This window comes from Achromobacter sp. AONIH1 (genome assembly GCF_002902905.1).
GTDB lineage: Bacteria > Pseudomonadota > Gammaproteobacteria > Burkholderiales > Burkholderiaceae_B > Achromobacter.
Genome location: NZ_CP026124.1, coordinates 5,894,341 through 5,918,091, shown reverse-complemented (window position 1 = coordinate 5,918,091; position 23,751 = coordinate 5,894,341). Strand labels below are relative to the sequence as shown.

General features: G+C 70.2%; 14 protein-coding genes. 10 read left to right on the top strand and 4 right to left on the bottom strand.

The window, feature by feature from the left end:
- Positions 1–32: 32 nt before the first annotated feature.
- From C2U31_RS26990 to C2U31_RS26980, 3 genes are all read right to left on the bottom strand, one after another.
- Positions 33–611: a TetR/AcrR family transcriptional regulator gene (locus C2U31_RS26990; protein ID WP_158658478.1), complete on the bottom strand. Its 579-nt coding sequence runs from the start codon at positions 609–611 to the stop codon at positions 33–35.
- Positions 612–1,011: 400 nt separating this feature from the next.
- Entirely contained in the window at positions 1,012–1,614 is a 603-nt protein-coding gene (locus C2U31_RS26985) for an N-acetyltransferase (protein WP_103275608.1), read from the bottom strand.
- A gap of 69 nt (positions 1,615–1,683) precedes the next feature.
- Complete coding sequence (locus C2U31_RS26980) at positions 1,684–2,460, bottom strand: AraC family transcriptional regulator (RefSeq protein ID WP_103275607.1); 777 nt, start codon at positions 2,458–2,460, stop codon at positions 1,684–1,686.
- 239 nt (positions 2,461–2,699) lie between these two features.
- Between C2U31_RS26980 and C2U31_RS26975 the strand changes: the two genes are divergently transcribed.
- The 5 genes from C2U31_RS26975 (at position 2,700) to C2U31_RS26955 (ending at position 6,424) form a co-directional block, all read left to right on the top strand.
- A complete protein-coding gene (locus C2U31_RS26975; RefSeq protein ID WP_103275606.1) occupies positions 2,700–3,662 on the top strand; it encodes a tripartite tricarboxylate transporter substrate binding protein in 963 nt (320 codons plus the stop codon).
- 177 nt (positions 3,663–3,839) lie between these two features.
- Positions 3,840–4,475: a glutathione S-transferase family protein gene (locus tag C2U31_RS26970; RefSeq protein ID WP_103275605.1), complete on the top strand. Its 636-nt coding sequence runs from the start codon at positions 3,840–3,842 to the stop codon at positions 4,473–4,475.
- 12 nt (positions 4,476–4,487) lie between these two features.
- Positions 4,488–5,270: an aldolase gene (locus tag C2U31_RS26965; RefSeq protein WP_103275604.1), complete on the top strand. Its 783-nt coding sequence runs from the start codon at positions 4,488–4,490 to the stop codon at positions 5,268–5,270.
- A 154-nt stretch (positions 5,271–5,424) separates the two neighbouring features.
- Complete coding sequence (locus tag C2U31_RS26960; protein ID WP_103275603.1) at positions 5,425–5,979, top strand: helix-turn-helix domain-containing protein; 555 nt, start codon at positions 5,425–5,427, stop codon at positions 5,977–5,979.
- 79 nt (positions 5,980–6,058) lie between these two features.
- Positions 6,059–6,424, top strand: a complete 366-nt coding sequence (locus tag C2U31_RS26955; protein WP_103275602.1) for a cupin domain-containing protein — start codon at positions 6,059–6,061, stop codon at positions 6,422–6,424.
- 24 nt (positions 6,425–6,448) lie between these two features.
- On the opposite strand, the gene C2U31_RS31090 is transcribed toward C2U31_RS26955, so the two are convergent.
- Positions 6,449–6,805, bottom strand: a complete 357-nt coding sequence (locus C2U31_RS31090; RefSeq protein WP_103275601.1) for a hypothetical protein — start codon at positions 6,803–6,805, stop codon at positions 6,449–6,451.
- 274 nt (positions 6,806–7,079) lie between these two features.
- On the opposite strand from C2U31_RS31090, the gene C2U31_RS26945 reads away from it, so the two are divergent.
- The 5 genes from C2U31_RS26945 to C2U31_RS26925 all read left to right on the top strand — a co-directional run bounded on the left by C2U31_RS26945 (position 7,080) and on the right by C2U31_RS26925 (position 23,734).
- Entirely contained in the window at positions 7,080–7,748 is a 669-nt protein-coding gene (locus C2U31_RS26945) for an STN domain-containing protein (protein WP_103275600.1), read from the top strand.
- Positions 7,741–8,277, top strand: a complete 537-nt coding sequence (locus C2U31_RS26940) for an RNA polymerase sigma factor (RefSeq protein WP_233772520.1) — start codon at positions 7,741–7,743, stop codon at positions 8,275–8,277. The genes C2U31_RS26945 and C2U31_RS26940 overlap by 8 nt, the downstream gene beginning before the upstream one ends.
- The gene (locus C2U31_RS26935) at positions 8,268–9,236 is read left to right on the top strand and encodes a DUF4880 domain-containing protein (protein WP_103275599.1); all 969 of its coding nucleotides are present in this window, start codon (positions 8,268–8,270) and stop codon (positions 9,234–9,236) included. Before C2U31_RS26940 ends, C2U31_RS26935 begins: the two co-directional genes overlap by 10 nt.
- A 192-nt stretch (positions 9,237–9,428) precedes the next feature.
- The gene (locus C2U31_RS26930) at positions 9,429–21,809 is read left to right on the top strand and encodes a filamentous haemagglutinin family protein (protein ID WP_199770904.1); all 12,381 of its coding nucleotides are present in this window, start codon (positions 9,429–9,431) and stop codon (positions 21,807–21,809) included.
- 305 nt (positions 21,810–22,114) lie between these two features.
- Positions 22,115–23,734 carry a ShlB/FhaC/HecB family hemolysin secretion/activation protein gene (locus tag C2U31_RS26925; protein ID WP_103275598.1) on the top strand — a complete coding sequence of 540 codons (1,620 nt, stop codon included), beginning with the start codon at positions 22,115–22,117 and terminating at the stop codon, positions 23,732–23,734.
- The last annotated feature ends 17 nt before the right edge of the window (positions 23,735–23,751 follow it).

Sequence of the window (23,751 nt, the reverse complement as noted above, 5' to 3'; positions counted from 1 at the left end):
CATCATGTCCGTCGGGAAGGCGGCCGATATGATCAAGGCCGCTGGGCGCGCGGGTTGAGTCCCGGGGGCTCCGCGCCCCGCGTCACCGCGGCCCACAGCATGTCGAATCCCGCCATCTTGTAGGCCTCGGCGTGTTGTGGCCGGGTCATGGCCAGGCGCACTGTCGTATCGGCGATGGCTTTCTCCGTCGCGTCGGAAAGCGCCAATGCTTCCCGGTCCGTCAGGCCGGCAAAGCGTCGCCGGCAGGCCTGGAGGTCCGGGAAGGCATACAGCGTTTCCACTCTGCGCAACTGCCCGGCCGACAGGCGGTCCGACGCCAGCAATTGATTCATCGTGGAATACGCATCGGGATTGGCCGCGCCCCAATCGATATAGCGGTTCCAGAGGAATTGCGCGGTCTGCCGCGACGACACGCCGGCGGCGGGCGCGCCAAGGCCCGCCTCCAGGTCCTGGAGCAGATGCTCGAAGACCGCGGACAGCAGGACGTCCTTGGTCGGAAAATAAAGGAACAGCGTTCCTTCCGCGACGCCGGCGAGTCGGGCGATCATCATGGTGGACGCGCGCAGTCCTTGCGTCGCGATGATCTTGACGGCCGAGCGTAGCAAGGCCATTTCCTTGTCTTTGCTTCTGGGACGGGCCATGGTCAATGAAAGGCGTTGGGCGCGATGAAAGCCACCCCGCATCCAGGCCCGTCTGCGGCCAGAAGAGCCGTGGCGATGCGGCCGGGTTCGTGCAATGAGGCGGATGCGCGGTGGGAGGTGGTGAGATTCTATTTGGATTCTTATAATTTACACAAGATTTATTTGATTCTAAATAGATTCATTTTCCCGGCGCTGGAGTTTCGCGTTCCCACCCAGGCTTTTCCCGATCGCTTCGGCGGGCCTTGAGCGTCGCAGCCCGTTTGACGACCATGCGGGCGATCCATTGCGCGTATTCATGCGCAAGCGCGTCGCTCGGGCGGGCCCGCATCGTCGCCAGGGCGTGGCCGCGATGGCGAGGCGGCCGAGCGGGTCACGCGATGATGGGCACCTGCGGGGCCGCGCTCCTGGGCAGGTGACCGGTCAGGCGCGGATCGACCTGAACCTCCACCCGCATCGCGCAGGGCCTGAAGCCCGCCCGCATGTACAAACCCAGGGCCGAGGGATGGTCATAGGTGCAGGTATGCAGCCACATGCGCGTGATGGGACGCGCCCAGGCCAGCGTCACGGCCCGGCTCATCAGCGCGCGGCCCAGGCCCTTGCCCGTGCATTCCGCCGCCAGCCCGAGGAAGGTCAGTTCGCACTGGCCCGCCACGCGAAAGTCCAGCTCCAGCATGCCCACGTCCTTCCCGGCGCTGCGGACGATGCGGACGTCGACATTGGGATCGCCAAGCGTGGCGGCCAGCTCCTCGTCGCTCATGAACAGCCGCGAGAACCACAGCCAGTCCGCGCCGATTTGCCGGAACAGGGCCCGGTAGGCATCCAGACCGAGGCAGGACGCCGGGGTCAGCGTGACGCCGTCGGGCAGGGGGACGTCCGCCGTGGCCGGCCTGGACAGCATTTCCAGATCGGTCACGACACTGGCGATATGGCCACGGGGCACGTCGCTGTAGCCGATGGCAACGGAGGGAGGCATGGGAATGTTCCGTGATGGGATGACGCCGGAATCTTGCCGCAGGCGTCGCGCGTTGTCTTGAACCCCATTTCACCCTTTACGCCACAGGCTGGGCGGGACGCCGAAGCAGGCGCGGAATCTGCGCGTCAGGTGGGATTGGTCCGCAAAGCCCAGATCGGCGGCCACGGCGGCGATGCGTTCTCCCCGGGCGATGCGCTCGCGCGCCAGGACCACGCGCCGGTTCCAGGCCCATGCCAGCGGCGGCATCCGATAGACCCTTGCAAACGCCCGCACCAGTTGCACCGGCGTCATTTCCGCTTCTTCGGACAGCTCCGCCAGCGACGGCAAGGCGAGATCGTCGCGCAGGCGCTCGGCCACTCGGAAGATGGCTGGGGGGATGAGCCCGGTGTCCTCGGGCTGGGGCGAACCCGCGATTTTCAGCAGCGCGTCCAGGATCGCCGTCAGGCCTTCCTGGGCCACGCTGTCAGGCGTGTCGCGATCCAGCGCGGACGCGATGGCCCGGAGCATCCCGGATGCGACCGCGGGCGCGCGCAACAGGGGCTTGTCGAAGACGGTTTCCCGGCTGACGCCGCACTGCCCGGACAGGATGGCCGGATCGACATGCATGCTCGCGAACTGCCAGGGCTGGCTGACGACGCTGGAGCTTTGAACCTGGGCCGGGTTGTAGAGCGTCACGTCGCCCGAGGCTGCATCGAAATTCCGTCCGTCCAGCCGGATCCGCTCCAGTCCCTGCACATTCACGCTGAGCACGAACTCATCGTGAAAGTGCGGCGCGAAGCCGCGCGCGTCATCGATGATGCGCACAACCTCGATGCCTTTGAATTGGCGGCGGGCGAAGAATCCCATGGGCGCAATGGTAGCTCAGGCGGTGGTAGCTCAGGCGGCAGGCCGCCACGGCGTGGGGAACTGCTGGCGCAGGCACACTGCTGCGCCGGAAAGCGGTGATGTCGCTTGCACTCAGGGTTTATCCCTACAAGATCCCTCTTGCGGAAAATCAATGCTCTATAGGACACTTTGTGTCATTTGGCGGCGCGATGGCGCGCACGCTCGATAGCGGAACGAACCGCAAGAGCAAGGGGACAGAGATGAAACGATGGACCATGAGCGCCATGCTGGCGCTGACGGCCGCCTGGGGCGTCGCGGCGCAGGCCGCCTATCCGGACCGCCCCGTGCGGCTGGTGGTGCCGTTCGGCGCGGGAGGCATCACGGACATCGTGGCGCGCCAGGTCGGCAAGGGCCTGGGCGACGCGCTGGGCCAGCCGGTCGTGGTCGAGAACCGGCCCGGCGCGGGCGGGGTGATCGCGGCGCAACTGGCGGCCAGCGCGCCGGCGGACGGCTACACGATCTTCATGGGCACGGTGGGCACGCAGGTGGTCAACCCGCTGATCTACCGCAAGCTGGCCTATGACGCGGACAGCTATGTGCCGCTCGGCCTGGTGTCGGGGTCGCCGTACCTGCTGGCGGTGCGGGCGAGCCTGCCGACCCAGGATTTCGCGCAGTTCGCGGCCTATGCCAAGGCCAACCCGGCCAAGCTCAATTTCGGTTCGGCCGGGCAGGCAAGCTCGCCGCATCTGGGGTTGGAGCTGCTGAAGATGACGGCGGGCCTGGACATCGTGCATGTCCCGTTCAAGAGCGGCAGCGAGGCGGTGAACGCGGCCATCGGCGGGCAGGTGGACGTGGTGATGGATGCCAGTCCGGTCATCATGCCGCACGTCGCGGCGGGCAAGCTGCGCGCGCTGGCGGTGGCCAGCGACCGGCCGCTGCCCTCGGCGCCGGGCGTGCCGTCCAGCGCGCAGGCGGGCGACGCGGGCCTGCAGATCAGCTCATGGAACGCGTTCTTCGCGCCGGCGGGCACGCCGCCGGAGGTGGCGCAGAAGCTGAACGCCGCGCTGCGCCAGACGCTGGCCTCGCCCGAGCTGCAGCAGAAGCTGGCGGCGCAGGGCACGCAGCTCTATAGCGGCGCGCCCGAGGAATACCAGCGTTTCATCGCGGCCGAGAAGGCAAAGTGGGCCGAGATCGTCAAGCGCGCCGACATCAAGATAGAGTGAGTGTCCCCCCCGAGCGCTGGCGCGCTCCCCCCAGGGGGCGCTGCTGCGGACCGGCGGAGCCGGATCCGCGCAGCCCCGCTTGAGGAGGACTGCTTCATGCCGATATCTACTTCTTGCCGATATCTGCTTTCTGCGTCGTTGGTGGCGCGCCATGTTTTCTGGACGACTGAAATGAACATGCCTGTACATCCGCTCGCGGGGCAGCCGCTGGAGCTGGCCGACACGCTGCGTTCGGGCAATGCCTGGAAGATCCGACTGGCCTGCGGCTACATGGGGCTGGCGCTGCGTCGCCGGACCTTCGATATCGTGCAGGGCGATCTGGAGACGGAGGCCTTTGCCGCCATCAATCCGTGGCGTCAGGTGCCGGCGCTGTTGACGCCCGAGGGGCTGTGGCTGGCCGAGTCGCAGGCGATCCTGTGGTACCTGGGGCAGGGCACGTCCTGGCTACCCGATGAGCGGCTGGCGCAGGCACAGGTGAGCAGCTGGTTGAGTTTCGAGCAGACGCAGCACATGCATGCCTTTGCACAGCCGCGCCTGCTGATCCATCTGCGCGGCACGGCCCGGGTGGATGATCCGGCCATGCGGGAATGGCGGCGCCAGGGCATGAAGGCGGCGGCGCTGATGGATGCGCACCTGGCGGGGCGCGAGTTCCTGGTCGGCGACGCGCCGACCATCGCGGACATCGCGCTGTATCCCTATACGAGCATGGCGCACGAGGGCGGCTACGACCTGTCGGCCCTGCGCCATGTCCATGCCTGGCTGGCCCGCATGCGGGCCTTGCCGGGTTTTACGCCGTTGCTGGAAACGGCTTGAAGGAGCATAGAAATGGCCGACACCATGCACTTGTCGAAAGAGGAATTGATCGCGCGCGCGCAGGCCGACATGGAGCGCAAGCTCGACGCGCCGGAATGGACGCTGCGCCAGAAGCTGGCGCTGACCTGCCGCATCCTGTTCGACGGCGGGCATGATTCCGGGCTGGCCGGGCAGATCACGGCGCGCGCGCCCGAGGCCGGGCGCTACTACACGCAGCGGCTGGGACTGGGTTTTGACGAGATCACGGCGGATAACCTGCTGGTGGTGGACGAGGATCTGCGGGTGCAGGAGGGCGGCGGCATGCCGAACCCCGCCAACCGCTTCCACTCCTGGATTTACCGCGCGCGGCCGGACGTGAACTGCATCATCCACACGCATCCGCTGCACGCGGCGTCCTTGTCGATGCTGGAGGTGCCGCTGGAAATCTCGCACATGGACAACTGTCCGCTGTACGGCGACGTGGCCTTCCTGAAGGACTGGCCCGGCGTGCCGGTCGGCAATGAGGAAGGCGAGATCATCTCGGCGGCGCTGGGCGACAAGCGCGCCATCCTGCTGTCGCACCACGGCATGCTGGTGGCGGCCGCCTCGGTCGAGGAAGCCTGCGTGCTGGCGCTGCAGTTCGAGCGCGCCGCGCGCATGCAGCTGCTGGCGATGGCGGCCGGCAAGATCCAGCCGATCCCGCCGGCGCTGGGGCGCGAGGCGCACGACTGGATCCTGACGCCGCGCCGCTCGCAGGCGGGTTTCGCCTACTACGCGCGGCGGGCGCTCAGGACGCATCGCGACGTGTTGGGCTGAGGCTGGCCGCTCTTCACGGGAGGCGGGGCGTGTCTCTGGCCGCCTCGCCGCGCTCCAGACCGGCGGCGGCCGTTGGCCCGGACGGGGCGGGCCGCTCGACGGACAGGCGCGTTTAGGGCATGCTTATCTGTTGTTTTCCGCTCCACGCCTGCCCATGATCGACCTGCCTCACCGATTGCGGACCCTGCGCCGCCAGCAAGCCCTGTCCCTGGAGCAGCTGGCGCAACGCACGGGCCTGACCAAGAGCTATCTTTCCAAGCTGGAAAGAGGGCTGAGCGAGCCGTCGATTTCCACCGTGCTGCGCCTGGCCGAAGCCTACGGCGTGGGCGTGTCGCAGCTGGTCGGCTCCGACCAGGACGCGCAGGACGAACTCGTCAGCCTGGTGCGCGTGGCCGATCGCGAGGCCTTGCAGCGCGGCGGGCTGGGCGCGGAATACCGCTATGAATCGCTGGCCGGTCGCCGCAAGGTCAAGGCCATGGAACCCTTCGTGGTGCACCCGCCGCGCGAATTCCCCGACGCGACGGCGGTGTTCCCGCATCCGGGCGAGGAATTCCTGCTGGTGCTCAAGGGCGCCATCGAGGTCCAGGTGGGCGAGCGCCAGTTCCGGCTCGACGCCGGCGATTCGCTGTACTTCGATTCCGAACTGCCACACCGCATGCGTACCGTGGGACGGACGCAGGCCGAGGTGCTGGTGGTGGCTGCCCACTGAGGTCGCGCGATTCCACTGTCTATTCCTGGTGCCCTCGGCGGCATTGCGCCCCGCCGGCCACCCCATCTGGAGATCCGCTTTGAAACATGACCAATCGCGGCTGGTCCGCATCGATCCCGGCCCCCTGAAGCATCCCGTGCCGGGCAAGCCCCGGCGCCCCATTTCCGGCGACGCCGCGTTCCGCACCGAAACGGCCTTCGAAGGGCTGGCCGGCAAGGCCGAGGCCGGCGTCTGGGAAAGCACGGCCGGCAGCTTCCAGGCCAACACCACCGGCTATGTCGAGTTCGGCCATATCGTCGAGGGCGCGGCGCGCCTGGTGGATCCGGACGGCACCGTCCACGAGCTGGTGCCAGGCTCGAGCTTTGTCATGCCCGAAGGCTATACCGGCCGCTGGGAAGTCGATCAGTTCGTCAAGAAGATCTATTTCATCTCGCGCCAGGGCTGAGCGCCGCCGGCGCGCGCCTCAGGGCTAGGGCCGCTGCGGGTAGGCCGAGGTGCCGAAGGTATTGCCCATGCGGTTGCCGATGGTGGCCGGCGTGGGCAGGCCCATCTGGTTGGGCGGGCGGTGGGTGATGGCCTCGGACTCCAGCGTGGGCGGCGGCTTGGGCGCGGCGTCCGGCGCCATCCTCTGGTTCAGGCATTCATAGGACAGGGCGCGGTAGCCGTTGACCTCGGTGTCGATGCAGGCCGTGGCCGCCTTGCCGGTCTTGGTGTCGGGCGTCGTCGCGCCGGACGTTGCCGCGCCGGATGGCTGGCCCTGCGTTTCGGCGGCCATCGAGGAGGCGGCGGCCAGGGCCGTCGCCAGGAACAGGGTGTGCAGGCGCATATGCGCTCCTAAGATTCTTCCATGCCGGCCATGTGCCGGACCGGCCCGCGCCCGTCGCCAGGACTCATGCCCGCCACGAGCGCGTGAATCCAGTATAGGGACAGGTTCGCCGCTTTGGGTGACGGGTATAAGACGGCGGTCCGCGCCGTTCATGCCGGCTTGTCACGATTGCGTCACTCACCGCCCCTAGCATGGCGGCTTTCGTGTGTCGGAGCGGGCGGCGCGGCTGCGCCGCCGAGGCGATGCCTGTCCATTCCTCTATCCTTTCGTGGCGATGACGGTCCGTTTCGCCGGCCTGTGCCTGCGCGCGGGCGGCGCCTGCCTGACGCTGGCCCTGTGCTGGCCGCCCATCCTGGCGCGGGCGGAAGCGCCGTCCGTCCTGATCCCGTTTGCCATACCGGCCCAGCCGCTGAGTCAGGCGCTGGTCGCCTATAGCCGGGCCAGCGGCATGACCGTGCTGGTCGACAGCGGTCTGACCGAGGGTCGGCAGGCGCCCGCCCTGGACGGCCGATATACGGCGGGAGATGCGCTGCGCAGGCTGCTGGCCGGGTCGCCCCTGTCGATCCGCTATGCCAGCGAGTACTCGTTCACCCTGGTGGCGGACCCGCGGCCGGCGCGTCCTCGGCAGCCACGCCTGCGCGACACCGCCCATGCCGCCCGCTTGCAGGCCGCGTTGCGCCGCGTCCTGTGCGCGGCGGCCGGCACCGCGCCCGGCGGCTATCGCGCGCTGGTACAACTGTGGTTCGACGGGGATGCGCGCGTCAGCAAGATGAACTGGATCACTCGCAGCGGCCAGGCCGCGCGCGACCAGGCCTTGGAGCATGCCTTGGCTGACATGCGCGCGGGCCCCTTGCCGGTGGATCTGCCGCAGCCCGTGACCGTGCTGCTGGAGCCGCGCGCGGCAAGGCAGTGCGACATGCTCGAGGGCGCATCCGGTGGCTGAGGGCAAGACGCCGGGGTTTCTGAAAGCGCTGTTTCTCGAGCGCTACAACGACTTTCGCAATCAGCTCAAGCGCCGGCTGGGATCGGAAGACCTGGCGCACGACGCGATGCAGGAGGCGTTCCTCAAAGTCAACGAGCTGCCGCCGGGCATGCCGGTGCAGCAGCCGGCGGCCTATCTGTTCCGGATGGCGCTGAACGCCGCCGAGGATCACAGGCGTTGGGATTCACGGCTGCTGACGGGCGTGGAGATCGGCGAACTGATCAATGTGGCGGACGAAGCCTCGGACCCCGCGCGCATCGCGCAGGGCCGCAGCGAGATCGAAGTCTTTCGCCGGGCGTTGCGCGGATTGCCTGAGCGCACCCAGCAGATGCTGCTGGCCGCGCGCGTGCATGAATTGCCGCATGCCGAGATCGCCAGGCGCTACGGCGTGTCGGAGCGCATCGTCTCCAAGGAAATCAAGCGCGCGCTGGACCACTGCGGCCGCGCGCTGCGCGCGGGCGATGAACAGGGCGGGGAGCCATGGCCGTGATGATGATGCCGCGCGCGAGGAAAAAAGCGGGCGCCGGGCCGAGGGCCGAGGCGCAGGCCTGGCTGCTGTTGCTGACGTCAGGGCGCGCCACCGAGGCCGACGCGGAGGACTTCCAGCGCTGGCGGCGGGCGGATCCCGGGAATGAGGCCGCTTTTGCCGAACAGCAGGGACTCTGGCGCGCGCTGGGCCCTGCGCTGATGGAGGAAAGCGCGGCGCGCGCCAGGGCGCCCGAGCGACGGCCGGCCATGGGACGGCGCGCATTCCTGGGCAGCGTCGTGGCGGCCTCGGCCGCCTATCTGGCGCTGCGCCCGCCGCTGGGGCTGTGGCCGGGCATCGGCGAGCTGGCCGCCGACTACCGTACCGCGCGCGGCGAGCAGCGTCGCCTGACGCTGGGCGATGCGCTGGACGTGCAGATGAACACCCTGACCCGCATCAATGTGACGGTCGGCGCGGACGGCGCCAAGCTTATCGAGCTGGCCGACGGCGAGGCCGAGGTGCGCGCCGGCGCCGAGCCCGCTCTGGTGGTCGCGGGCGCCGGCCGGATCCTGGCCCGCGACGCCAGTTTCAACCTGCGCTACGTCGACGGCGAGGCGCGGCTGTGCTGCCTGTCGGGAACGGTGCGCCTGACGCATGCGCAGGGCGTGTTCGACCTGGGCGCGCAGCGGGAGCTGCGCTACGACGGCCGGGGCGTACAGCCGCCGGCGCCGGTGGATACGGATCGCGTCGTTGCCTGGCGGCAGGGCTGGCTGGTGTTCGACCAGCAGCCCTTGTCCCAGGTGGTGGATGAGCTGAACCGCTATCGCCGTGGCCATCTGGTGCTGATGAACGAACAACTGGGCAAGCGCCTGGTACAGGCGCGCATCTCGCTGGCGCAGATCGCCGACGCGGAGAAATTGATACGCGACGCCTATGGCGCGCGCCTGACCCACTTGCCAGCCGGGGTCGTGCTGCTGTCGTGAATTATTTGTGACAGGGTTCCGGTCCGCGCTTTTCCATCCGTCTGTCTTGCTCTAGGTGGCGAACACGCGCGATTGGAACAAGGAAAGGCGATGATGCGGGCACGGGACACGGGCAGGGCAACGACGAATCCGACGGCGGGCGCAGGGGCGCCGGCGGCGCGCATGCGCGGGGCCGCGCCAGCGGGTTGGCGCTTGACTCCGGCCTCGCAGGCGATCGCGGCGCTGCTGATCGCCGGCGGCGCGGCGGGCGCGGCGCAGGCGCAATCACGGGCCTTCAGTCCCGGCTGGTTCGCCGACAAGGGCGCGGCGCAATCGGCCGTGCAGCGCTCGGGCCGCCTGCCGGACGGCAGCCTGGCAGGCGTCGGCAACGCCAGCCAGCAGCAGGCGCAGTCGCGCCAGCAGTTGCAGCGCTCGCTCGACAACCTGAACCGCACGGTGGCGGCCGTGGCCGCGCAGCAGGCGGCGCAGGCCGCCGCGCGCGCGGCGGCGGCCGCCAATGGCGCCGGCGTGCCGGACGGACTGACGCCGGGCGGCCTGTGGGCGGCCGAGGGCGCGCAGGCCAAATGGGAAGGCGCCAAGGCGCCGCAGAAGAGCACGGCCGATGGCCGCCAGGTCGTGACCATCGAGCAGACGCAGTCGCGCGCCATCCTGAACTGGGACAGCTTCAACGTCGGCCGAAATACCACGCTGCAATTCAAGCAGAACGCGTCCGACGCGGCGCTGAACCGCGTGGTGGGCGCGTCCGCGAAACCCAGCGAGATCCACGGCGCGATCAAGGCCGACGGCACCGTGCTGGTGGTCAACCAAAACGGCGTGATCTTCACCGGCACCAGCCAGGTCAACGCGCGCAACCTGGTGGTCGCCGCCGCCACCATCACCGACGAGCAGTTTCGCGACAAGGGCATCTACACCGATGCCAACGGCACGCTGCCCACCTTCAAGGACGCGCTGGGCAATATCGAGCTGCGGCCGGGCGCGAGCATCGCCACGCAGGAGCCGGGCAGCGCTACGCGCGGCGGCGGCTATGTGCTGCTGCTGGGCAGCGAGGTCCACAACGCCGGCCAGATCGCCACGCCGCGCGGTCAGGCCGCGCTGGCGGCGGGCGATGATTTCTACATCCGCAAGGGCTATGGCACCGACGGTAATGTCAAGTCGACGACCACCGGCAACGAGGTCGGCACGACGATCAAGGCCGGCAGCGCGGCGGGCCTGGTGCGCAACAGCGGCCTGATCAGCGCCGCCACCGGCGACATCACGCTGGCCGGTCGCCAGGTGCGGCAGGACGGCGTGCTGGTCGCCAGCACGGATATTGGCGCGCGCGGCGCCATCCACCTGTTGAACCGTGCCAGCGATGCGAGCGGCAGTGTGGCGCTGGGCGAGGGCAGCGTTACCGCCGTGGTGCTGGAGTCCTCTGCGCTCACCGGCCTGGACGGGCAGCGGGACGCGGCGCTGAAGGCCTTGGACGGCCAGGCGACCAACAAGACGGGCGGCGCATACGATCACCTGAGCACGGTCGCCGACCGGCGCGACCTGTCGCGCATCGAGGTGGTGACGGGTGGGCAGGCGCTGTTCGAGGGAGGCTCGACCACCGTGGCGACCGGCGGGCAGATCGCGGTGTCGGCGGGCCGGCAGGCGCTGCTGCAGTCTGGTGCGGCGCTGGATGTGGCGGGCGCGATCGGCGTGAAGGTGGCGATGGAGTCCAACAGCGTCCGGATCGACGTGCAGGGCAATGAGCAGCGCGACTCGCCGGTGAACCGTGACAGCAAGAACCTGAACAACAGCGAAGTCTGGGTGGACCGGCGCACGCTGGTGAAGGTGGCCGCCGGCGTGAACGGCTACCAGAACGAACGCTGGTACACGGCGGGGGGGCTGCTGGAGGTGGGCGGCTATCTGGCGACCAGCGGGCGCGGCGCCGGCGAGTGGCTGGCGCAGGGCGGCACGGCGACGTTCACGGGCGGCGAGCTGGTCACGCGGGCCGGCTCGGACATCAACCTGTCGGGCGGCACGCTGGACGTGCGGGACGGGTATATCCGCCAGAGCTGGCTGCGCGGCGCGGACGGCCGCCTGTACGAGCTGTCGCGCGCGCCCGGCGATCTGCTCTACACCGGCCTGTACAAGGGCTTCGAGCAGAAGCATGAGCGTTGGGGCGAGCGGGCCACGCGCACCTTCTACAACCCGCTGATCGCGCCGCGCCAGCGTTTCGAGAGCGGCTACACCGTGGGACGCGACGCGGGCCAACTGCTGGTGTCCACCGAGCGCGCGGCCCTGCAGGGCGCGTTGACGGGAGAGGTCTACCAGGGGCCGCGCCAGACCGACGCGCCGCAGCGCGACCAGGAAGGCTTCTATCAATCGCAGACCGCGGCGGCGCGACGCGGACAATTGGTCGTGGGCCAGTATCTGCCGCGCTTCGATACCGCGACGAACCGTCTCGCCTGGGGCTTGTCCGGCATAAGCCGGCAGGTGACGGTCGGGCAGGCGGACGCGGCGGACGGCGAGATCGTGCTGGACGCCGCCTGGCTGAATCAGGCGGGACTGGGCGCCCTGAAGCTGGCGGGCGCGGATCGGGTGGTCGTGCAGCAGGCGCTGAGGCTGGCGCCCGGGGGCGAGGCCGTGCTGTACGCGCCCTGGGTCGCCATTGACGCGGACCTGTCGGCGCCGGGCGGCCGCATCCAGGCCGGCAATGTGCTCAAGCAGATGAGCGCCTCCAACGGCCGCGTCGAGGAGGGCGTGGCCAATCCGGCCGCTGGCAAGCCGGCGGGCGTGCGCGTGGGCGCGCGGGTGGAGGCCGGCGGCCTGTGGACCAACCTGGCGCTGACGCCGCAAGACTCCGCGCTGATGGCCTGGCGTCACGGTGGCTCGGTCGCATTGCGCAGCAGCGGCGACGTGTCGCTCACGCAGTCCGGATCGATCAACGTATCCAGCGGCGCGGCCAGGTCCTGGGCAGGCAGCCTGCGCGGCGGCAAGGGCGGCGACGTCACGCTGGCGGCCAACGCCTTGGGCAACGCGACGGGCGGCGTCCTGACGGTGGCGGGCGAGATCGCCGGCTACGGGGTGGATGGCGGCGGCAAGCTGCTGCTGCAGGCCGAACGGGTCAGCGTGGGCCGTGGGCGCCAGGCCGTCGCGCCGGGCGTGTCGGTGCTGGACGAAGGCTTCTTCGCCAGCGGCTTCTCGCAGTACGAAGTGGCCGGCGTGCGCGGCCTGGAGGTCGTCGAGGGCGCCCGCGTGCGCGTGACCATGCCGGTGTTGCGCTATACGGCGCAGGCGCCGAATGCGTCGGACCGGAATACGGCGCTGGAAACCTGGACGCCGCCGCTGTACCAGGACGATCCGCTCAAGCGCGTGCTGACGCAGCGCCTGGGCGCGGACCTGACGCTGCGTACCGGAGCCATCTATTCGCCCGACGATGACCGGGCCACGGCGCAGCTGACGCTGGCGCGCGGCGCATCGATCGAGGTGGATCCGCGCCAGGCCATCGCCTTGCGCGGCGCGGGCCAGATCACCATAGACGGCGCCTTGCGCGCGCCCGGCGGCACGCTGCGCATCGACCAGCCGCCGGTGGCCCTGAAGGATAACCGCGGCGACGGTAGCGGTCACAAGCGTTCGCTGTGGGTGGGCGATGGCGCGGTGCTGGATGTGGCCGGACGCGCGGCCGTGGCCCTGGATGCGCAGGGACGGCGGTACGGCTGGGTGGATCCGGGCGGCGCCATCGTCATCGGCGGCGAGATCGATACGGCCAAGGGCTCGGCCACGTCGGTGGATGCCTTCGTGGTGCTGCGCCCCGGCTCGCTGCTGGAAGCGTCCGGCGCGTTCGCGATCCTGGATCTGCCGCAGGGCGGCAGCGTCGGCGTCGCCAGCGCCGGGGGATCGATTTCGCTCAGTTCCTACGACGGGCTGTACCTGGACGGCACGCTGCGCGCCCGCGCGGGCGGGGCCGGCGCGGCTGGCGGCGTGCTGTCGGTGGCGCTGGAGACGCCCGTCTATGAAAACACCAGCGTCGATCTGGTGCGGGTGCAGCGCGAACTGCTGATCCGTCAGCAGGCGGCGGCCAGCCTGCCCGACGTGGCCGATCCGCGGGCGGCGCGGCCCTTGCTGCGCTACGGCCACGGCGAGCTGGCGCTGGACCGCTACCAGGACAGCGGCTTTGGCACCCTCAATGTGCTGTCCAATGGATTCATCAGCGCCAGCGGCGCCGTCGATCTGCGGGCCAGCCAGGCCGTCCGCCTGTTCGCCGGCGCGTTCACGGTGGCCGAGGGCGGGCCGCCGGATACCCGGTTCGGCGTCAACGCGCCCTATGTGCTGCTGGCACAGACCGACCGCCCCAACGCGGACTTCCTGGTGCTGCCCACCGTGCATGGCGGCCTGTCGAAGCAGGAACCGACCGGCGCGTTCGCGGTGCACGGGAACACGGTGGATGTGCGCGACCGGGTCAGCTTCGGCGCCAATGGCTATTTCCTGTTGCAGGGCAGGGTGCTGCGCACCGTGGACGGCCAAGGCTACGGCAGCGTCAGCCTGGCCGCCGACGGTGACTTGCGCTTCCTGCGCGGCGCCGTGGCCGATGGCATGACGATATTGGCGACGCCGGGATCCGTGGCGCTGGCCGGCGCGCGGATCTACCCCGCGGCGCAAGCACGGGCCGTGGTGGAATCGGGCTACTACGGCAAGCGCCAGCCGCTTGTGCTGTCCCGCGTGGGCGCGGACGAGTCGGCGCCCTATTCGGCCTTCGGCGAGCTGTCCCTCACCGCGTCGCGCATCGATCACGGCGCGGCGCTGTGGGCGCCGCTGGGCAATCTGTCGCTCAACGCCGAACAACTGAGTCTGTTGCCGGGCAGCCTGACGTCGGTCAGCGCGCGCGGGCTGGTGATGCCCTATGGCGGCACCGTGGATGGCGTGGCCTATGCGTATGGCGGCAAGCCGGTGGTCCCGAACCGGCCGGGCGAATACGGCAAGATCGCCCTGTCCGGCAAGCTGGACGCGGCGCCCGGTTCGCGCATCGACCTGTCGGGCGGAGGCGAGCTGCTGGGCGCGGCATTCGTCAGCGGTCGCGGCGGTTCCAGCGATGCCCGCTACACGCCGCTGATGCGGATCGAGCCGTCGGGCGGCGGGTTCAGCCTGCCCGGTTTGGCGACCAATCCGGTCTACGCCGTCGTGCCGGGCGCGCAGGCGACGGTCGCGCCAACGGCCGCCGAGGCCGGCGAGGGTGCGCCGCTGATCGGCCGGCAGATCCAGATCGGGGCGGGCGTGCCGGGCCTGTCGGCGGGCACTTACACGCTGATGCCGGCCAGCTATGCCTTGCTGCCGGGCGCATTCCGGGTCGAGATCGACGGCCGCGTCGCGCCAGGCAGCGTTGTCCCGGGACAAGCGGCGCTGGCCATGCGCAATGGCTCCTGGAGCCTGCCCGCGAGCTTCTCCGTCGCCGGCACGGCCATACGCGACGCGCTGCCGTCGCAGGTGATCGTCACGTCGGCGCAGACGCTGCGCGGCTATTCCCAGTACAACGAGACGTCCTACGCGCGCTACGTGCTGGAGGACGCGCAGCGTCGCGGCATGCCACGGGCGATGCTGGAGCGCGACGCCAAGCTGCTGTCCATCGACGTAGGCGTGGACGGCCGGCTCGACTTCCAGGGCCGGGCCGATTTCCGGCCGGCCGAAGGCGGGCGCGGCGGTGAGCTGGCGCTGCGCGGCGCCGCGATCGAGGTGCTGGCCGATGGCGCGGCCGCCACGCCTGGCATGAGCAGCTATTACGCCAGCACGCTCAACGGCTTCGGCGCGTCGCGCATCAGCGTGGGCGGCCAGGCCCGCAGCTCCGCCACCGGAGGCGCCAATGTGCTGACGTTCGAGTCGCAGGCTCGCAGCGTCACGTTGCGCGATGGCGCGCTGCTGCGCGCGCCGCAGGTGTTCGTGTCGGCGGGCGGCATCACGCTGGAGGCGGGCGCCGCCATCGATACCATCGGCGCGGGTCGCGCCTACTACGACAGCGCCGAAGGCTACCTGTACAGCCCCGGCCGCAGCGCCGTGCTGGCCCTGTCCAACGGTCTGATCACCATGCTGGCGCCGGACGCGCCGCAAGGGCCCGAGAGCAATCCGCCGGGAGCGATCGAGATCGGCGCTTGCGCCGGCCTGTGCGCCCGGCCCGCCCGGCTCTACACCGAGGGCACGCTGGCCGCGGCCACCGACGGCCGCTTCATCCTGGGCGAGCAGGCCCGCTACGGCGCGCGTCAGCTGGCGCTGTCGGTGAGCGCCGTCAACGCGGGCAGCGCGCAGGCGTTGGCCGCCGCTGCCGCGCGCGGCGCGCTGCCGGCGGGCATGACCTTGAACCAGGGGCTGCTGGATCGGCTGCTCATGGGCGACGCGGATTTCGGCGCGCCGGCGCTGGAAGTGCTGACGCTGACGGTCAGGGACTCGGTCAACTTCTACGAAACGGTGGACCTGAGCGCCTCGGCGTCGCCTGCGGGCAAGCCCTTGGGCCGGCTTGAACTGAACGCGCCGGCGGTCTATGGCTATGGCGCGGCGGGCGACCGGGCCACGCTGCGCGCGCAGACCCTGATCTGGGGCGGCGGCGGCGCGCCGGCAGCCGTGATCGCGCAGGGCGCGGGAACGGGCCAGGGGACGCTGGATCTCATCGCCGACCGCATCGAGTTCGGCTACGGGCCCACGGGCCAGCCGGACGGCACGGCCGCGCCGCAGCGCATGGCGCTTGGCTTCGCCACCGTCAACCTGAACGCGGCGCAGCGCATCACCGCCAATCACCGGGGCAGCCTGTCGGTGTACCAGTCGCAAGGCGCCTACGTCGAAGGAAGCGGCTACGCTTACCAGGGCGGCAATCTCAATCTGTACACGCCGCTGATCACCGGCGAGGCCGGTTCGGTCAATCGCGTCAAGGCCGGCGGCGCCATCGTCGCGAGCCGGCCCGCAGGCGCCGCCACGGCTGCCCAGGCGGCCATGGCCGCCGGCGGCGCGGAATGGGTCCTGGATGGCGACAGCGTGCGCATCGATACCGCCGTGGCCTTGCCCAGCGGCAAGCTGACGCTGGCGGCGCAGCGCGGCCTGGTCCTGGGCGATGGCGCGCGCCTGGACCTGGCTGGACGCAAGACCGATTTCCATGATGTCAGCAAGTACGGCTGGGGCGGCGAGCTGCGCCTGGAAAGCCGGCAGGGCGACATTCTGCAGGCGCCGGGCAGCCTCATCGACCTGTCCGCCAGCCACAACCGCGCCGGTAGCCTGACCGCGATCGCGCTGGATCCGCTGGCGGGCCGGGTGGATCTGCTGGGCGCCATCCAGGGCCAGGCTTCCGGGCGCTACGATGCCGGCGGCACCCTGGTGCCCTACGCCGCCGGAGGCGTCGATATCCGCGCGCAGCGTCTGGACTTCGCGGCGCTGAACCAGCGCCTGAACGCGGGTGGCGTCTTCGGGTCGCGCAGCTTCCAGATCAAGCAGGGCGACCTGACGGTCGGCGATGAAGTGCGGGCGCGCCAGGTGAGCATTTCGCTGGACGGCGGCCGCCTGACCATGGCCGGCCGCATCGACGCCAGCGGCGAGGGCGTGGGCAGCATCCGGCTGGCAGCGGCACAGGGCTTGCGCATCGCCGCCGGCGCGGCGCTGGACGCGCACGGCAGCGTGCCGCGCCTGGACAGCTACGGCCAGCCGATAGACGCGCCGAACCGGGCGCTCATCGAACTCAATTCCGGCGCCGGTCGCCTGCAGTTGGACGCGGGCGCCAGCTTCGACCTGCGCGCGGGGGTTGAGGCGCCTGGCGGCGCTCTGGGGCTGGGCAGCATGGAGCTGAACGCGCCGCGCCTGGGTGGCCTGATCGCGGGCGACATCGATATCGATGCCAGCGGCGCCCTGTCTATCCGTGGCGCCCGAAGCGTGGCCGTCAACGGCATGGCCATCTATCGCGATGCGCGCACCGAGACGGATCCGGTGAATGGCGCCAAGTGGCAGGTCATCGACCAGGACTACCTGGACCGCATCCACGACGACAGCCGCAAGTTCGTCGACGCGGCGCTGGCCAATGCCGGCCTGAGGCGCGGCAAGCTGGCGGGCCTGCTGCCCTACGCGGACGCGCTGCACCTGCGCCCCGGCGTGGAGATCCGCAGCGCCTCGGCCGACGGCGATCTGGTGGTGCAGGGGGATCTGGACCTGTCGCGCTACCGCTATGCGAGCCTGAATCCGCGCGCGCCGCTCACCGGCATCTATGGATCCGGCGAAGTGGGCAGCCTGGCGATCCGGGCCGGCGGCAACCTGGAGATCAACGGCAGCATCAACGACGGCTTCGCGCCGCCTCCCGTCACGCCCGACGACTCGGGCTGGCTGCTGTTGTCCGGCGTGCAGCCATATCGCGGCGACCTGGTGGTGCCCGATATCGGCGTGTCGCTGGCGCAAGGCACGACTTTCCCGTCGGGGGCCTTGCTCAACTTCGAACTGCCCCTGTCGCAGACGCGGTTCGCGGCGGGCACCGTGCTGCCGGTGGCGGGCACCCTGGCGCAGCCGCTGACGCTGCCCGCTGGCACCATCCTGGCAGCCGCCGTGCACGATGCCAACGGCGCGCTGCTGTATCCGGCCGGCGCGCTGCTGGCGCAGGGCGTCACGCTGCCGGCCGACGCGCGCCTGGGCGCGGGCAGCGTGCTCGCGGCGACGGCGACGCTGGCGCCGCTGCGCTGGCCCGCCGGCGTGGCGCTGCCGCGCGCGTTGACGGACGACGGCAAGCCGTCCCCGCTGGTGTTGGCCGGCAAGCTGAACCTGCCGCGCGGCGCGCACCTGCCGTCCGGCACCGACGTCAAGTTGCCCGACGGCGCGAGCATGGTCGAGCTGCGCGCGGACAAGGCCGGCACGCAGGGACGCAACTGGGCGCTGGCGGCGATGCTGCCCGCGGGCTCGCAATCGTGGGGCTTGCGGCTGATCGGCGGCGCCGACCTGGGGGCCGCGGATCCACGCGCTGTCGGCGTCGACCCGCGCGCCGGTCATGTGGTGCTGGCCGACACGCACTATGCCGCGCGCGTCGTGGACAACATCAAGATCATGATCACGGAAGAGGGCGAGTTGATGGGGATGGGCCCGCGAGGGACCGAGGTGCCCGAGGGTTTTCTCGGCGTGTGCGAATGGTTGCCGGAGGCCTGCGAGACCGTGGCGGTCAAGCGCGAGGTCAAGGTGTGGTCGCAGGCCGCGCAGGACAGCCAGCCGGACCGCATTGCCGGGACCGACGTGCCCAAGGGCGCGCTGGCCGTCTGCGATCTCAACCCGGCGTTCTGCGACATCCGGCTGGAGATCACCAAGACCGCGAGCGTGCTGGGACAGAACTACAGCGTGCTGCGCACGGGCACGGGCGATCTGGACGTGGCCGCGGCGGGCGATGTGCGGCTGGCGTCGCCCTACGGCGTCTACACCGCGGGCACCGAGTCGGCGGACATGGGGCCTGCCTACCGGCAGGCGCGCGGCGTGGTGCCGGGCCAGGGCAGCGTGCTGGGCAGCGAGGGCGGTGACTACGAAAAATTCGTCGACGGCGGCGGCGCGAGCCTGGCGCGGGTCTGGTATCCGGAGCGCGGCGGCAATCTGTCGGTGACGGCCGGCGGCAATCTCAACGGCGTGTCGATCGCCCCGGCCTGGAGCAGCCAGAATCGCGAGGCGCTGTCCAGCGCCAGCATCGCCAACTGGCTGTGGCGGCAGGGCGGCGGCGATGCGCCGTCCGGTCCCGCCGCGGTGCCGGTGGCCTGGGGCATCAACTTCGGCACCTATGTGCGCCCGCCTTTCGATAATGGCTCGTCGGCGGTGAATGCCTATGTGCCCCATCTGGTGGGCTTCACCGGTTTCGGCACGCTGGGCGGCGGCAACGTCGCCATCTCGGTCGGCGGCGATGCCGGCACGCTGCAAGCGCAGGCGGACACGGCCGAAAGCGCGCGCCGCAGCCAGGGGCTGACCGTGGCGGTGGGCGGCAGCGGCCGCATGACGGCGGACGGCCGCCTGGTGCTGACGGGCGGCGGCGACATCGATTTTCGGGTGGGCGGCGGCTACAACGCCGACCTGGAGGCGCGCGGCTACAACGACATAGACAAGAAGAGCCGCGCCATGAACCGCCATGCGCTGGACGGCGTATTGGCGAACCTGCGCGGCAACGTGCAGCTCAGCGCGGCCTCGCTCGGCGGCATCGCGCTGTCCTATGGCGCCACTTCCCTGGCGCGCGATCCACTCGATTCCCGCGCGCCGGATCCCCTGTCTTCGTCGATGGCCTCGGCCACCGGCGGACTGGTGCTGGCGCCGGGCGACGCCACCGTCAACCTGAATACGCGCGGCGATCTGGTGCTGGGCGCGGTGGTGGATCCCGGCCGCGTGGTGCAGTTGGCGACCCGGCCCTATCTCGATGCGACGGGCCTGCTGGCGGGGGGCGGCGGCATCTCATGGTTCACGCTCTGGACCGGCCGCAGCGCCATTGACCTGCACTCGGCGGGCGGCAATCTCACGCCAGGCAGCGCGGCGACCGAAATCGACGGCAGCGGCATCGCGACGGGGCTGGACATCTCGCCCACGGACGGACGCTATATCTATCCGCCCATCCTGCGCGCCGTGGCGGCGGGCGGCAGCATGTACTACGGCCAGTCGGCCCGCGCCGGGATGTCGCATCGCTACGATGCATCGCTCTACGGCATCGTGCTGATGCCGTCGGACCGGGGGCAGCTGGAATTGCTGGCGTCCGGCTCGATTTACGCCGGCGGCTATTCGATCACGCCGTCCGGCGCGTCCGAGAGCGCGCTGGCGACGCCGCAGCGGCCTGCTTTTGCCGGGGTCGCGCTCAACGGGATCCGTTCCAGCAACCAGTCCGTGGATGGCATCGTCGCGACGACGCGGCGCCTGCCGCTGTTCTCCTTCGGCGTCGACAGCGTGGCGGCGCAGTCCGCGTCGCGCGAGCCGGTGCGCATCTATGCCGGGCAGGATCTGGTCGGCGTGCGCAGCGGCGCTGTCTACAGCTATACGGCCACCACGCGCGACAGTCAGGTCTGGTATGTGGGCGCCGCGCCGGTCCGCATGCTGGCCGGACGCGATATCGTCAACAGCGGCACGGCTCCCGGTCAGGACATGTCCTTGCCGGGCGATCTGAGCCGCAACTCGGGCGGCGGCTACGCGGGCACGGCGAGCGGCAATCTGTTCCTGCATGCGAGCCTTTCGGATGTGTCGCTGGTGCAGGCCGGCCGCGACATTCTCCACAGCAGCTTCATGGTCGCGGGTCCGGGCGTGATGGAAATATCGGCCGGCCGCAACCTGTTGATGGAAGACAAGGCCACCGTGGTCAGCCTGGGGCCCGCGGCGCCTGGCGACACGCGCGCCGGCGCCGCCGTCGCGCTGCAGGCCGGCGCCGGCGCGCGTGGGGCGGACTATGCGGGCTTCCTCGCGCGCTATCTCGGCGACAAGACCGCCGATCCGGCCCGTCCGCTGCTCGATCAGGGCCTGCCCTTCAAGACCTACGAGGCCGAGCTGCTGCTGTGGCTGATCCAGCGCTACGGCTACGCCGGCGACGCGGCCGAGGCGCGCGCCTACTTCGCAGCGCTGCCGGCGGAACAGCAGCGCGCCTTTGCCCGGCAGGTCTATTTCGCCGAGCTGCGCAATAGCGGCCGTGAATACAACGGCAAGCTGGCCGCGCGCGAGGGCAGCTATCTGCGCGGACGCCAGGCCATCGCCGCCTTGTTCCCCGACCATGATGCGCAGGGCGCGCCCCTGCGTTATGACGGCGGCATCACGCTCTACGGCGGCGCGGGCGTGCAGACCCGCGCCGGCGGGGACATCCAGGCGCTGACGCCCGGCGGCGCGCAGGTCTTCGGCGTCGAGGGCCTGGCGCCGCCGTCCAGCGCCGGCGTCGTGACCCAGGGCAGCGGCGACATCCAGCTCTACGCGCGCGACAGCATCCTGCTGGGGCAGAGCCGGATCATGACGACGTTCGGCGGCGGCATCCTGGCGTGGTCTGCCGAGGGCGACATCAACGCCGGCCGGGGCGCCAAGACCACGGTGGTGTACACGCCGCCGAGGCGGGTCTATGACGCGTTCGGCAACGTGGCGCTGTCGCCGAACGCGCCGAGTTCTGGCGCGGGCATCGCCACGCTGGCGCCGATCGCGGAGGTGCCGGCCGGCGACGTGGACCTGTATGCGCCGCTGGGCACGATCGACGCGGGCGAGGCGGGGATCCGGGTGTCGGGCAACATCAACATCGCGGCGCTGCACGTGGTGAACGCGGCCAACATCCAGGTCAAGGGCGAGAGCAACGGCATTCCGGCGGCGGCGACGGTCAACACCGGCGCGCTGGCGTCGGCCAGCGCGGCGTCCTCGGCGGCGGCCGGCGCGGCGCAGGAATCGGTGCAGCGCGCCCAGCAGCAGTCGCGCCAGAACCTGCCGTCTGTCATCAGCGTGCAGATCCTGGGCTATGGCGACGAACCGGCCGCCGGCGCGACGCCGCCGTCGCCGCGCGCGGCGGCGCCCGCCGGCTCGCGCTACGACTCGGCCAGCGCGGTGCAGATATTGGGAGCCGGCGCGCTGGAGCCGGGCGAGATGCGCGGCCTGACGGAACAGGAGCGCGCCAGACTGTCGAGGTGATGGCGGCGGTTGAAACCTTGTCGCCTGTCATGTCGGTGTCACATCGGCGGGGAGCAAAAAACGGACCAGGGCCCGGAAATTTCCGGGCCCTGGTCCGTTCCGGCGGGCCTGCCCAGGGGCGCCGGCGCTGTTACGTGAAATTTTTCTTACAACGCGCAGTCCCGGGCTCGCCAGTACGTCTAGTAACAAGCAGAAGCTGCGGACGAGGACATGCGGGCAGAAATCCGTCACGAGATTGTCAAGCGCACTGCACGGTAGCGGCCGGCCACTGACCGGTTTTCATAAAAGGAACTGAGTGCATCGCTATGCATGATTTCGAGAGTAAGGGCAGCGCCTTGCGCGCAGCGGGAGCGATCGTCCTGACGCTGGCGGCCGGCGCCGCCTGGGCGCAGGCCGCCGCGCCCGCCGATGCCGCCGCCGCGGCAGCCGACCAGCGCCGCGTCAACGTCAACGAGTACATCGTGCGCGGCAACACCGTGCTGGAGGCGCGCGATATCGAGAAGGCGGTCTATCCGTACCTGGGGCCGGACCGCACGCTGTCCGACATCGAGGCCGCGCGCGAGGCCCTGCAGACCATCTACCAGGAGCGCGGCTATCAGTCGGTGTACGTGGACCTGCCCGAGCAGCAGGTGGCCGACGGCATCGTCTTCCTGCAGGTATCGGAAACCAAGGTGGGCCGCGTGCGCGTGGTCGGCGCCAAGCACTATTCGCCGCTGACCATCCGCGACGAAGTGCCCGCGCTGCAGGAAGGCGAGGTGCCGAACTTCAACAAGGCCCAGGCCGAGCTGACCAATCTGAACCGGGGCGCCTCGCGCCAGGTGGTGCCGCTGGTCAAGGAAGGCCGCATGCCGGGCACCATGGACGTGGACCTGAAGGTCGAGGACAAGAGCCCCTGGCACGCCAGCGTGGGCCTGAACAACGACTACAGCGCCGACACCAAGAAGCTGCGCAGCACCGCCTCGATCGGCTACGACAACCTGTGGCAGCTGGGCCATTCCGTCAGCCTGACCTTCTTCACCGCGCCGCAGCAGACCGACAACGCCAAGGTCTGGTCCGGCTCGTACTCGATGCCTTTGTCCAACCGCTGGAGCCTGCAGTTCTCCGGCTACAAGAGCGACAGCAACGTGGCCACCATCGGCGGCACCAACGTGCTGGGCAAGGGCCACTCGTTCGGCGTCAGCGCGACCTACAGCATGGAGCCGCAGGGCGAGTGGTACAACTCGCTGACGATGGGCATCGACTACAAGAAGTTCGATGAAACCACGCGCTTCGGCAACAACGAAGAACTCATCCCGCTGAAGTACCTGCCGTTCACGTTCTCGTACAACGGCTACCGCTATTCCGAGTCCTCGCAGAGCAGCGTGGGCCTGTCGATCGTCGGCGCCACGCGCTCGTCCTTCGGCATCGGCAGCGGCTGGAAGGAATTCGACGATAAACGCTATCGCGCCAGCCCCAGCTTCGCGCTGCTGCGCGGCGACGGCACCCACACGCACAACCTGCTCGGCGACTGGCAGCTGGGCCTGCGCGGCGCCTTCCAGATTTCGTCCGGCGCCCTGGTGTCCAACGAGCAGTTCTCCGCCGGCGGCGCCACCAGCGTGCGCGGCTACCTGGCCGCCGAGCGCACCGGCGATGACGGCTTGCTCGGCTCGGTCGAGTGGCGCACGCCGTCGCTGGCCCGCTGGCTGGGCCCCAACGTCAACGAGTGGCGCTTCTACGCCTTCGCCGACGCCGCCACCCTGCGCCTGCGCGAAACGCTGCCGGAGCAGGACGCCAGCTACTCGCTGGCCAGCGTGGGCCTGGGCACCCGCATGCAGGTGCTGGACTGGCTGAGCGGCTCGCTGGACTGGGGCTACCCGCTCAAGGACGGTCCCAACACCCGCAAACACGATCCCCGCCTGAACTTCAACTTGCGCGCCAGCTTCTGAGCGCGCACGCAACCGCA